The organism is Halomonas sp. HL-93 (assembly GCF_900086985.1).
Lineage (GTDB): Bacteria > Pseudomonadota > Gammaproteobacteria > Pseudomonadales > Halomonadaceae > Vreelandella.
Window position 1 is genome coordinate 473,020 of record NZ_LT593974.1, and the last position, 11,890, is coordinate 484,909.

The window sequence follows — 11,890 nt, forward strand, 5'->3', positions numbered from 1 at the left end:
AGCTTCAGCTAGGAGTGCCTGTGATAAAGCAGGCACTCTTTTTTATTCTCAATGAGGCTTCACTTATAGAACTCGCCTTTCCCCGCCACTACCGCGTTACCGCCAACCTGAACGAAACCGGGCTTGATATCGCCATTGGCGGCGGTGTGAATAACACTGGGGCGGTTCATTTCAACGCCTTGGTGAATCTGCCAGCTTAAAACGTTTGGTTGTATCGGTGCCAAGTAGCCAGTCAGGGCTGCTGCCGCGCTACCGGTAGCGGGGTCTTCACAAATGCTTGCGTGCATGGAAAACATGCGGCTATGAATCGTTGTGTCAATTTCGTCTCGCTGTTTATTCACATAAAGGTAGATCTGTTCCACGTTGCTCGGGGTGATGGCATTCGCCCAGCTCGCCGCCGAAATACAAACGGACTCCAAGGCGTCCTGATCGGTAAGCTCAATCAAATGAAAGGGCAGGCCGCAGGAGGCTATCACCGGGTCGCCCATCACCTGATGCTCCTTGATACCTAATAGCTCGGCGGCGGTAGCGTAATCAAGTGTGCTCGCCATCACCGAGGCAGGCTTAGCGGTAGTAAACGTCGCTCTTCCTTGCTCATAGCGTACCGCCAGTTCGCCGATAGGGGGCTGAAGCACGATGGTTTGCTCGCGATTGACGAGATTTAAATCTGCCAATAGATGCGCGGTGCCGACCGTAGGGTGGCCGGCAAAGGGCAACTCTCGGGTGGGCGTAAAGATCCTCATTGGGTAGTGGTTCGGCCCAGTGGCAGCGCCCAAAAACACCGTTTCGGCAAGATTCAGCTCGTTGGCCAACGCCTGCATGGTGTTGGTTGCTAACCCACCGGCATCTAGAAACACCGCCAAGGGGTTGCCTGCAAACGGCTGGTCGGTAAATACATCTAGCAAATAATACTCAGTGCTCTTCATTCGGTCTCCCTTTACATGACGAGTGTTGCCAAAACGGCTTATGGCCCTCTTTTTGCGCCTGGACGCGGGTAATGCCGATATCCTCCAGTAGCCGGTCATCCAGCGCCAGTAGCTGACGGCGGCTACGGCGATAGTGATGATATTGACACAGTTGATAACTTAACTGACAGCGAAGCTGGTTGAGGCTGAAACGCGGCATAACGCTCCCTCCGTGTTGTATGTCCAACCAGATTACTCAGTGCTACTATTTGAATACAGATATAGAAATTATTATTTTAAGGATACAGAGAGGCGTGTTATTCCTCTGTATGCTGGTTAAGAAGCGTATCTGTATCGTTTATGGGCTGTGGGGTAGGGTGTTATGACGCGCTATGAAGAGGTCGCCAATGTATTGCGGGAGCGTATCGAGCATGGCATTTACCGTGTAGGCGACCGCTTGCCTTCTATCCGCGCGGTGTGCCAGGAGTTGGATGTCAGTATCTCGACAGCTCAGGAAGCCTATCGACAGCTAATGGATGCGGCACTGATCGAGTCACGGCCAAAATCGGGTTACTTCGTGCTGCCGAGCAGGGTGCCGTCGGTGCTGCCGTCGGTTTCTCGCCCGGCACAACGGCCTCTGGATATTTCTCAATGGGACCAGGTGCTGGAGCTTGTTGCCACCCAGCGAGATGACATCCGACTTCTACTCGGGCGTGGCGTGCCGAATCTTGAGTATGAGACGCTGCGGCCATTGTCGAAAATCCTAGCGGGTCTGCATCGCAGTGCGGATATTAACGGGTTTAATTATGACAAGCTGAGCGGTAGCCCCGAGCTTCGCCAGCAGGTGGCGCGGCTGGCCATCGCATCTGGCTGTTTGCTGCACCCGGACGACATCATGATTACCACCGGCTGCCAGGAGGCGCTGGCCATTTCGCTGCGCACCCTCACCCAGCCCGGCGATGTGGTCGCCGTGGATTCGCCCAGCTTCTACGGCACCATGCAGATTCTTAAAGCCAACGGCTTAAAAGCGTTAGAGATTCCCACTGACCCGCAAACGGGCATCAGTCTGGAAGCCCTGGAACTGGCGTTGGAACAATGGCCGATCCGCGCCATACAAGTCACGCCAACGTATAATAACCCGCTTGGCTACACTATGAGTGAGGCGCGCAAGCGGGCGCTTTTTCAGCTCGCCCAGCGTTTTGATGTGGCGATTATCGAAGACGATATCTACGGCGACTTGTCTTTCACCCTGCCTAGGCCGCGCACAGTGAAATCCTTCGATGACGACGGGCGTGTGATGCTGTGTAGCGGCTTTTCCAAAACGGTGGGGCCTGGGCTGCGGGTGGGCTGGCTGGCACCGGGTCGTTACCGTGATCAGGCGCTGCATATGAAGTACGTCTCCACCGGCGCTTCGGCGACGCTGCCGCAGCTGGCGGTGGCGGAGTTCGTGGCTAAAGGGCACTACGAGCGCCACCTGCGTTTCGCTACCCGCCAGTATCAGCGCCAGCGGGACATCATGATCAGTTGGGTGCAGCGTTACTTCCCTAAGGGCGCGGGTATCAGTTATCCCCAGGGCAGTTTCTTGCTATGGGTTGAACTACCCGCCGCCGTGGATTGCGTGCGCCTAAATGAACACTTGGCAAAGCGCGCCATCCACGTGGCCCCCGGATCGCTGTTTTCAGCCTCGGGTAAGTTCCGCCAATGCCTGCGCTTGAACTACGCCTTTACCCTCACGCCTGCCATCGAAGATGCTGTGCGCACGGTGGGTGAGCTAGCCGCTGAGATGGTGGAAGAGGAGGAGCGGCATGCGCTGGAAGATAGGGTGATAGAGTAATATTAGCTGTTTAACACGATGGGAGAGCCATCATGCAATCCAAAGAACACTGGGAGAAGGTCTACACCAAGAAAGCGCCCACAGAGGTCAGCTGGTTTCAGGAATATGCGGCACTTTCCGTAAAGCTTATTCGCGATGCTACCGTTCCCGCGTCAGCATCAATAATTGACGTGGGTGGTGGTGCCTCAACGCTGGTGGATGACCTGTTAGCGCTTGATTATGAAAAGATAACCGTGCTGGATTTATCGTCATCCGCGCTGGCCACAGCCAAAAAACGGCTTGGCAAGCGTGCATCACACGTCCTATGGCGTGAAGAAAATGTGCTGGAGGCTGAGTTTACTGAGCATGGCTATGATGTTTGGCATGATCGCGCCGTTTTCCATTTCCTGACGAGTGAAGAAGAGCGTCATCGTTATGTACAACAAGTGATGGGGGCTGTTAAACCGGGCGGGCTTGTGATGGTGGCTACCTTTGCCGAAGATGGCCCAACTCAATGCAGTGGGCTCCCCGTGATGCGCTACAGCGCTGGCGCGTTGCACGCAGAGTTTGGTGAGCCGTTCGAGCTTATCGGTCACGAAAGAGAGTCACACCAAACGCCAGATGGCAGTGAACAAAAGTTTATATACTGTCTTTGTAAGAAAATGAAGTAACGACGCCTTTATTTAACAGACCGTTAAAACTGTTTCAGTTCCTGCTCAACATATCCTCAACTGTTTTTGCAATATTTACATTAGTTAAACGGAGTTTGTCTCTGTGTTCAAAGTACCCCTGCGGCGCCATGCTCTCATTTATCGCTCGCTCGGAGCGCCGCTGGAAACATTGAAAATGGAAGCATCGGATGTTCCAGGCCTCAGTGAAGGCAAGCTCAGGGTTCGGATGTTGTGTGCCCCGGTTAATCCCTCTGATTTGATCCCCATCACCGGTGCCTATTCGCATCGTATCAAGCTGCCCGCTGTCGCCGGTTACGAAGGTGTTGGTTGTGTTATGGATGCTCCGCGAGAGTACTCCTACTTGGTCGGGAAGCGAGTGCTGCCATTGCGAGGCGATGGTACTTGGCAGACTATTTTGGACTGTGATCCAGCGCTCGCTGTGCCCGTGCCCGATACTATTTCTGACATCACCGCAGCTCGCGCTTACATTAATCCCTTAGCCGCCCTAACCATGCTCGAAACGTGGCCTGTAAAGGGGAAGCGTGTTCTTCTCACTGGAGCCGGTTCGAACTGTGCTGAATACCTTGGAGCATGGGCATATCAGCACGGCGCCAAGGACGTCGTTGGCATATACCGTTCCGAGAGTAGAGTTGCCCGCCTGGAAAAGCTCGGTATCAAACCGGTATCTATCCAAAATATGTCCCAGATTTCGTATGTGGCCCATGAGTCGGACATGGTGTTTGACGCCTTAGGAGGGCCGGTTGCGGCAAATATATTGCAACTAATGGTATCGGGAACGACGTTTATTGCTTATGGACTATTAACGGGGCAGGCAATTCAATTGGATTCCAAACCCCGCGCTCACTTCAGAAGGTTTCATTTGCGCGATAGTTTGGCCAGGGTTTCTGCAGAAGCTTGGCAGCATAAATTCTCGGCTATCTGGAAACTGTTAGGCCAGTCAGCGATGCCTGATTATCAAGTGCTTCCAGGTCAAAAGTGGCGACAAGCTATCGAGATGGCATTTCGCCCTAGCGCTCAGAAGGTGCTTCTGAACTTCTCCACTCTTGGGCAATGAGAATTGCCTCACGTCAAATCCATAAACGGATTGTAGGCGACTTCCCAGTAGTGGCCTTCTGGATCGCGAAAGTAGCCGGAATAACCGCCCCAGAATACCTCTTCCGCTGGTTTGATCAGTTCAGCGCCTGCGGCAACCGCTTGTTCAAGCACCTGATCAACGGCATCTTGGTTGGCGACATTATGGGCAAGCGTCATACCGCTGAAACCGCTCGGCGCATCATCCGCGATGCCGATATCGCTGGCCAGTGCCTTACGTGGGAAAAGCGATAGCCAGGCACCTTCCGTTTTGAAAAATGCGACCTCCTCGCTATCCGTTGCGTGCTCCGGAAGGCCTAATCCATCACGGTAAAAGCGGATGGCGCGTTGCAGGTCATGCACACCCAGGGTGATCAGGCTGATTTTGGGCTTCATGGAAGTCGCTCCTAATTCGTTAATTATGCTAGCTGGGCCGCTGAAACTGCTGCCGCGCCTGCTCTGCGCGTTCGCGCGTGATGCAATTAAGCGAGTGATCGTTGAGCAACCCCATGGCCTGCATAAAGGCAAAAGCGGTGGTGGGGCCGAAAAATTTCCAGCCGCGCTTTTTTAACTCTTTGGCTAGGGCAATGGATTCGGGCGAGGTGGTCTGGGTTTGGGGTGCGACTAACTCGCCAGGCTCATAGCGCCAGAAGAATGCGGCCAGCGAGCCTTCCTGCTCGACCATTTCCTGCGCGCGTCGGGCGTTGTTGATTGTCGCTTCTATTTTGCCGCGGTGGCGAATAATGCCCGCATCCTGCAATAAACGCTGCACATCGTGTTCGCAAAAACGGGCGATGTGATGGAAGTCGAAGTGGTGAAAGGCGGCGCGAAAACTGTCGCGCTTATTGAGAATGGTGCGCCAGCTCAAGCCCGACTGAAAGCTCTCCAGGCAAAGCTTCTCGAACAACCGCTGGTCATCATCTACCGGGAAGCCCCACTCGTTATCATGATAGGGCAGAAACTCCGCTGCCCCGCCACACCATTGGCAGCGGGGATGTCCATCGGGGGCAATAAAATCGTTGGCCATCTGCTACTCGCCTATTAATCGAACCATTCTTGGGCAGTACGCCATAGGCACATACCGATGAAGTAGACGGACGCAATGCCCCACCCCCACAGTGCCCAGGCCGCGTGCTCGGGGCTTGAGAGCACCAATGACGTGGCACACGCACACCACACCAGGGTGACGGCGATATTGAGCGGCATGAACAGGCGCACCCGAAACGGGTGTAAAAACTTCATCCGTGTCACGGTAAGAAGGGCCAAAAAGGTGATAGTGGCAAACGTAAGGAAGGGCGGGAAATCGAGGATATAAAAATAAGCAGCGGCGATGTTCCAGGCGGCAGGAAAGCCTACGAAGTAATTATCCTGGCTTTTCATATCGACGTTGCAGAAACAGAACATCGATGACAGTAAAATGATGAAGACTGATATCAGTCCTAAATAAGGTGGCAACTCAATAAAGAAGTAGATAAACAGAGCGGGGATAAAGGCCCAGGTCAGATAATCGATGACCATGTCGAGCGTCGAGCCATCAAAATGGGGCAGTATGGCTTTCACTTCATACTTGCGCGCCAGGGTGCCATCCACGGCATCGACCATCATCGCAGCCCCCAGCCAGAGCAGACAGGCAACGGGATTATTGTCGACCAGGGCGAGCAGCGCCATGGTGCCGAGCAGCACGCCACTGGCGGTGAATACGTGTACGCTCCATGCCTTCCATATCGAGGCGCGGGAGTCTGCAGGCGAAGAAAGCGATTGAACCACGTTAACCCCATTGGGAACGTGTGTCCCCTTTGCGTTTGGTTGATAGATAAGCCTGTAAAGAACGATACACTACTACAGGACGGCACCCAGAGAACATGCTGGCCTGTCATCCCTTGCTATATAGTCTAGTGCAAGGCCAAACGTATGAAGGAGATTGCTGATGAAGAGGGTACGCACGGCCACTGTTGGTGACCTTGAGGCCTTAACCGAGCTTTTGGATGGCTACCGTCGGTTTTATGCGCAGCCGAGCGATAGGCAAGCCGCGCGTGATTTTCTGCGTCAGCGTTTTGGTCAGGCAGATTCGCGCATCCTAGTCAGTGAAGACGCTGAAGGGGCGCTCACCGGCTTTGTTCAGCTTTACCCTGGGGTTTCCACAGTGGGCTTGAATGCCCGCTGGACCTTAAACGACCTGTTTGTGCTGCCGGAATGCCGTGAAAAGGGCACCGGTAGGGCCTTAATGGAAGCCGCCACAAAGCTAGCTCGCGAGCACGGCGTTGCACGTTTGATACTCATGACGCAGGTCGAAAATGCGCGTGCCCAGCACCTTTATGAATCCCTGGGTTGGCAGCGCAACACGGCGTTTTATGGGTATCTATTGGATCTTAAGTAGGCGCTAAGAAGTGAGGTCGGCGGTTAGCTGACCTTCTCCGGCAGCTTACATACATCCAACCACTGCGCGCCGACCAGCTCGGCCAGACGCTTGGGGCTCAGGCGCACGGCGCTGTTGGGCGAGCCGGCGGCGGGCAACACTTCGTCATAAGCGTGGAGCGACTCGTCGCAGTACACCGGCAGATTGGTGGCAAGGCCAAACGGGCAGACGCCGCCCACCGGGTGGCTGGTGAGCTCCATCACCGTCTCGGCGTCGAGCATCTTGGCCTTGCCGCCAAAGGTAACGCGAATCTTACGGTTGTCGATACGCGCGTTGCCGCTGGCCACGATCAGCAGCGGTTTTTCACCGACCTTGAACGCCAGGGTTTTGGCGATCTGCCCGGGTGCCACGCCGTGGGCCTCGGCGGCCAGCGCTACCGTGGCGGTGCTGGTTTCAAGTGCCTCGATGGTGATATCCGGCGCGTGCTCGGCAAGAAACTGGCGAACGGTCTCGACGCTCATCGTGAAATCCCTTTATTGACTGAGTGGTTAGCGTAACGCGCTTTTGGCTGAATCAGCCAATCCAAGGCGGTGTGGTGATCGTTGCGGGCTCGCGCTGCATGATGACCTCGCCGTGGCGAACCGAAAGGAGCACTTCCCCCTGGGTACGCAATACGCTGTAGTCATCCTCGCCGTCCAGCAGGTTGAAGCTGGCGGGCTTGCCTACCTCAATGCCGTAACGGCCTTCAATATTAAGCGTGCGCGCGCTGTTATCGGTAATTAGTGAAAGCGACTGGCTGAAGTCCTGGTAGCCCATCATGTGGCAGATATGCAGGCCAAAATCCAGCGTGCGCAATAGCTTGCCGTTGCCCAGCGAGTACCAGGGGTCGACGATGGAGTCCTGGGCCAGGCACACGTTGATGCCCGCTTCGTTGAGTTCCTTCACCCGGGTCACGCCGCGGCGTTTGGGGTAGCTGTCGAACCGCCCCTGCAGATGAATGCTTTCGGTAGGGCAGGAGACAAAGTTGATGCCCGAGCGCTTGAGCAGTAGAAACAGCTTGGAGCAGTAGGCGTTATCGTAAGAGTGCATGGCCGTGGTGTGGCTGGCGGTAACGCGGCTACCGAGGTCATGCGTCAGCGCTTCATGGGCCAGCACTTCAAGAAAGCGTGAGTTGGGGTCGTCGATCTCGTCGCAGTGGACGTCCACCAGCCGATCGTATTTGATCGCCAGTTCGATCACCTGCTTCATGGAGGCCACCCCCAGCTCGCGGGTGTATTCAAAATGAGGAATGCCGCCGACCACATCGGCACCGATCTCAAGCGCTTCTTCCAGCAGTTTGTCACCGCCGGGGTAGGAGAGCAGGCCGTCCTGCGGAAAGGCCACCACCTGGATGTCGATTTTATCTTTCAGCTCGTCGCGCAAGGCGCACAGCGTTTTGATGCCGACGAGGCTGGGGTCGCTGGTATCGGCGTGGGTGCGCACAAATTGCACGCCGTTACTGATCAGCAAGTTCAGTGTTTTCAGCGCACGCTCGCGAATGTCGGCCTCCGACAGCATGGGTTTGCGCTCCCCCCAACGTTCAATGCCTTCGAACAGCGTGCCGCTCTGGTTCCAGTTGGGCTCACCCGCCGTCAGCGCCGCATCCAGGTGGATATGGGGCTCGATGAAGGGGGCACACAGCAGTTTGCCGCCCGCGTCGATCTGCCCTTCGCTGGGTTTTTGCGGCGCATCCTGAACGGTAATGGCGCTGATGATGCCATCTTCTATCTCGAGGCGATAAAGCGCCGGGAGTTGGCGCAAACGGGCGTTGATGATCTGCATGCTCATATAAAAAACGGCTCACTTATTGCTTGGCGGTCGAAGGAAGGCTATCGCCAAGCGTAGCGTGATTTACGCGCAGCAGCACGGCATAGCTGCCGGCGGCCACGGCCACCCCGACAAGCGGCGGCAGCAACGGCGAGAAGTAGGCAGCCCCGGCGCCCAGCGCATAGGCCGCCAAACCCCGGCGGTTGAAGTCGGGCAGTTGGGCGGTATCCAGGGCGGGATAGCGACCTTTATGTTTGAGCCAGAAGTCCGCCATGATCACCCCGCCCATGGGCGGAATAAAAGTGCCCAACAGCACCAGGAAGGGAATCAGCAGGTTATACATGCCGCCGACCGCCAGCACGGTGCCAATTGCCGCACCGCCCACGGTGACCAGGCGGCGTTTTTCGGTGCGCAGCAAATTGCAGCCCGCCACGGCGAAGTTGTAGATGGTGTTGTCCTGGGTGGTCCAGATGTTCAGAAACAGCATCAGCACGGCGATGGTGACAAAGCCCTGGGCGATCAGCACATCGACGATATCCGCCTGCTGATAGATCATGGTGCCCAGCGCGCCGGTCAGCACCATCAAACCGTTGCCTAAAAAGAAGGCCGCCATGGTGGCGATGACCGCAATTTTGGGTGTCTTGGCGAAGCGGCTCCAGTTGGTCGCCTGGGTGCCGCCGCTGATAAAAGTACCAATGATGACGGTAACCGCCGCCGCCACGCTCATGCTCTCCGTAGGCGTTTGCTGGCTTAGCCCTGTAAAGCCGCGCACATCCACCAGCCCGGTAAACAGGCTGATGAGGATAAACAGCATCATGGCGGGGACGGCAAAGCGCGAAAGCCAGTCCATTCCCTTATAGCCGATCATGGCGGTCACGCAGAAACCCAACCCAAACAGCACCATTAAGGGGATTTCCAGCCATTCAGGCATCCCGGTGGTGCGAACCAGTACCAAGGCAATCGTTGCCGTGCCCCAGGCGTACCAGCCGATCTGGGTAAAGCCCAGGATAAAATCAGACAGCTTGCTGCCCTTTTCACCAAAGCAGAAGCGCCCCATCAGCACGGACGTAAGCCCGCTTTTACATGCAATGTAGGCCAGGGCCGCCGCATAAGCGCCGAGCAAAAAATTGCCCAGCACAATGACCCACAACAGCTGGCCAATGGAGAAGGCTTGGCCCAAGGTGCCACCCGCCCACATGGTGGCGGTGAAGAACGTAAAGCCAAGTAGCACGGCAGACGTGGAAAGCAGGCCCTTGCGGGCGTTGAAAGGCACTTCCGTTAATGGGTAGTCAGAGGGGTGCATGGCAGGCTCCAGGAAAAAGACATTCACCCAGTATAGGAAGCAAGCCGTGTGCCAGTGTGGCAAATATTAGCGCTTCTGCTCTACCAACAGCCCGCGCATCAGCGTTTCGACAATACTGTCGCGGTCATCATCCAGCGAATACTGGTGGGTGTCTTGCAGCCAATCAAAGCAGGTGCCGATCAAAAAACCGTGAAACTGGCGGCGGGCGCTTGCGGGCGTCAGGTCGGCGCGTAGCTGGCCGTGGTGCTGGACCTGTTCGAAAAGCTGCTCGACCCGGGCTTCGGCATGCTCTGAAAGCCGTGTGATCATGCAGATCCGCGGGTGCTCGTCTTCCAGCTTCTCGCAGCGGTGCAGCACAATGGTGGCCGCGCGCTGTAGGGAAATATCGTGACAGATGCCCGCCAGCGAGCGCTGGGCAATGTTACGCAAACAATCCACCGGCGTCATGCCAAGTTGGTGCACGGCGTCGTCGACAATTTCATCCAGCGGAATACGCACGCGTTCAAGCAGCGCATCAAACAATGCCGCCTTGTCCTCAAAGTGCCAATAGATCGCCCCGCGGGTCACACCCGCCGCCTGGGCAATATGTGCCAGAGTGGTGCGGGCAACCCCTTGGGCGAGAAAGGTGGTTTCTGCCGCGTCCAGAATGGTTTCCCGTGTGCGTTCGGCGTCGGCCTTGCGGCGAGTCATGGCGGCTCCTGAATGAATGCGTTGTAATATTCTGGCATTGATGGATAGCAAAGTCGCCAGTAGGTGATTAGTATACACATAACTGACATTCATGAATGTCAGTGAATGAAGCCTACTTCCGTTATCTACTCTGGATGGCCGTTGCCAAGGAGCTTACCGTGCCCGTTACCCTCATTCGTTTATTGCCAGGGCTGCTGGTGCTATTGGCCCTGGCAGGCTGCGAGCCGTCTCAGGCAGAATCAGAAAGCACCGTACACCCGGTCAAGCTGTTAACGCTGGAGTCGGCCAACGCCGCGGCACAGCGACAGTTTCCGGGGCGAGTCGAGGCCACTACGCGCAGCAACTTATCGTTTCGTATGGCGGGGGAGTTGATTGAGCTTAACGTTAGCCCCGGCCAAAAGGTCTCCGAAGGAGAGGTAATCGCACAAATCGATAATCGCGACGCGCAAAGTGAGCTGGAAAGCGCGCGTTCGCGGCTGGAGCTTGCCGACGCAACCCTTGAGCGAATGCGCTATACCCTGGAGCGTGGTGCGGTCAGCCAGGCCCAGTTTGATGAAGCCGAAAGCGAAGCGCGGGCGGCGCGGTCAACCTTTGAGCAGGCCGAAGAACAGCTCACCCACACGCAACTGCGCGCGCCCTACGACGGGGTGATCGCCCAGGTGCCGGTGGATAACCGCCAGATTGTCCAGGTGCAGGAAACCGTCGCGGTCATCCAGCAGCCGGGGCAGTTGGACGTGGTGTTTCACCTGCCGGAGCAGATCGTTCAGCGCATGCCGCGTGGCGACGATCAGCCCTTTGGCGACGAACTGGCCTTCGAAGTCCGTTTTGGTAACAGCGATAAGCCCTACCTGGCCCAGCTTGCGTCTTACACCACCCAGGCCAGTGAGCAAAGTTTGGCCTATGAGGTCACGCTGACGTTACCCCAGCCTGACGATATCACCCTGCTCGATGGTATGAGCGCCAACGTGCGCCTGGATTTGAGTAGTTTGCAGTCCGATCAAACAGCGCCGCTTTGGCACCTTCCCCCGGACGCCGTCAGCTATTCAGGCGATGACCCTGACCAGGCCCAGGTATGGCGGTTCAGTGAGCCAGACCGCGTTGAGGCGGTGACCGTCGAGGTGGGCCGATTGACGTCAAACGGGCTGGAAGTCAGCGGAGAGTTGGCCGCCGATGAACGCATTGTGGCCGCTGGCGCACACCGGCTGAAGGCCGATATGCGTGTAACCCCATGGGAAAAAGAGCAGGGGCTATAAC

At 56.4% G+C, this 11,890-nt stretch carries 14 protein-coding genes; 5 read left to right on the forward strand and 9 right to left on the reverse strand.

Annotation, left to right across the window (positions count from 1 at the left end):
- Nucleotides 1-59: 59 nt before the first annotated feature.
- Nucleotides 60-926 (reverse strand): PhzF family phenazine biosynthesis protein, encoded by an 867-nt coding sequence (locus GA0071314_RS02105; protein WP_074395091.1) that lies wholly within the window; start codon nt 924-926, stop codon nt 60-62.
- Complete coding sequence (locus tag GA0071314_RS02110) at nt 913-1,125, reverse strand: DUF1127 domain-containing protein (RefSeq protein WP_074395092.1); 213 nt, start codon at nt 1,123-1,125, stop codon at nt 913-915. The genes GA0071314_RS02105 and GA0071314_RS02110 overlap by 14 nt, the downstream gene beginning before the upstream one ends.
- Before the next feature lie 162 nt (nt 1,126-1,287).
- Here GA0071314_RS02110 and GA0071314_RS02115 point away from each other — a divergent pair, with 162 nt between their 5' ends.
- The 3 genes from GA0071314_RS02115 to GA0071314_RS02125 all read left to right on the forward strand — a co-directional run bounded on the left by GA0071314_RS02115 (nt 1,288) and on the right by GA0071314_RS02125 (nt 4,464).
- The gene (locus GA0071314_RS02115; protein ID WP_074395093.1) at nt 1,288-2,739 is read left to right on the forward strand and encodes an aminotransferase-like domain-containing protein; all 1,452 of its coding nucleotides are present in this window, start codon (nt 1,288-1,290) and stop codon (nt 2,737-2,739) included.
- A gap of 32 nt (nt 2,740-2,771) precedes the next feature.
- The gene (locus GA0071314_RS02120) at nt 2,772-3,389 is read left to right on the forward strand and encodes a class I SAM-dependent methyltransferase (RefSeq protein WP_074395094.1); all 618 of its coding nucleotides are present in this window, start codon (nt 2,772-2,774) and stop codon (nt 3,387-3,389) included.
- Between the two features lie 103 nt (nt 3,390-3,492).
- Complete coding sequence (locus GA0071314_RS02125) at nt 3,493-4,464, forward strand: zinc-dependent alcohol dehydrogenase family protein (RefSeq protein WP_082934179.1); 972 nt, start codon at nt 3,493-3,495, stop codon at nt 4,462-4,464.
- A gap of 8 nt (nt 4,465-4,472) precedes the next feature.
- Here the strand turns inward: GA0071314_RS02125 and GA0071314_RS02130 are convergent, their stop codons facing one another.
- Genes GA0071314_RS02130 through pcsA form a run of 3 tightly spaced genes read right to left on the reverse strand, consistent with a single transcriptional unit; the run spans nt 4,473 to nt 6,248 of the window.
- Nucleotides 4,473-4,877: a VOC family protein gene (locus GA0071314_RS02130; protein ID WP_074395096.1), complete on the reverse strand. Its 405-nt coding sequence runs from the start codon at nt 4,875-4,877 to the stop codon at nt 4,473-4,475.
- 28 nt (nt 4,878-4,905) lie between these two features.
- The gene (locus tag GA0071314_RS02135; RefSeq protein ID WP_074395097.1) at nt 4,906-5,508 is read right to left on the reverse strand and encodes a DNA-3-methyladenine glycosylase I; all 603 of its coding nucleotides are present in this window, start codon (nt 5,506-5,508) and stop codon (nt 4,906-4,908) included.
- Between the two features lie 14 nt (nt 5,509-5,522).
- A complete protein-coding gene (gene pcsA, locus GA0071314_RS02140; RefSeq protein WP_269449424.1) occupies nt 5,523-6,248 on the reverse strand; it encodes a phosphatidylcholine synthase in 726 nt (241 codons plus the stop codon).
- A 160-nt stretch (nt 6,249-6,408) separates the two neighbouring features.
- Between pcsA and GA0071314_RS02145 the strand changes: the two genes are divergently transcribed.
- Entirely contained in the window at nt 6,409-6,858 is a 450-nt protein-coding gene (locus GA0071314_RS02145; protein WP_074395098.1) for a GNAT family N-acetyltransferase, read from the forward strand.
- Between the two features lie 23 nt (nt 6,859-6,881).
- Here the strand turns inward: GA0071314_RS02145 and GA0071314_RS02150 are convergent, their stop codons facing one another.
- The 4 genes from GA0071314_RS02150 to GA0071314_RS02165 all read right to left on the reverse strand — a co-directional run bounded on the left by GA0071314_RS02150 (nt 6,882) and on the right by GA0071314_RS02165 (nt 10,636).
- Nucleotides 6,882-7,358: a YbaK/EbsC family protein gene (locus GA0071314_RS02150; protein ID WP_074395099.1), complete on the reverse strand. Its 477-nt coding sequence runs from the start codon at nt 7,356-7,358 to the stop codon at nt 6,882-6,884.
- A 52-nt stretch (nt 7,359-7,410) separates the two neighbouring features.
- Nucleotides 7,411-8,664: a cytosine deaminase gene (gene codA, locus GA0071314_RS02155; protein ID WP_074395100.1), complete on the reverse strand. Its 1,254-nt coding sequence runs from the start codon at nt 8,662-8,664 to the stop codon at nt 7,411-7,413.
- A 16-nt stretch (nt 8,665-8,680) separates the two neighbouring features.
- Entirely contained in the window at nt 8,681-9,946 is a 1,266-nt protein-coding gene (gene codB, locus GA0071314_RS02160) for a cytosine permease (protein WP_074395101.1), read from the reverse strand.
- A gap of 66 nt (nt 9,947-10,012) precedes the next feature.
- Nucleotides 10,013-10,636, reverse strand: a complete 624-nt coding sequence (locus GA0071314_RS02165) for a TetR family transcriptional regulator (protein WP_074395102.1) — start codon at nt 10,634-10,636, stop codon at nt 10,013-10,015.
- A gap of 95 nt (nt 10,637-10,731) precedes the next feature.
- Between GA0071314_RS02165 and GA0071314_RS02170 the strand changes: the two genes are divergently transcribed.
- Nucleotides 10,732-11,889, forward strand: a complete 1,158-nt coding sequence (locus tag GA0071314_RS02170; protein ID WP_231896499.1) for an efflux RND transporter periplasmic adaptor subunit — start codon at nt 10,732-10,734, stop codon at nt 11,887-11,889.
- The last annotated feature ends 1 nt before the right edge of the window (nt 11,890 follow it).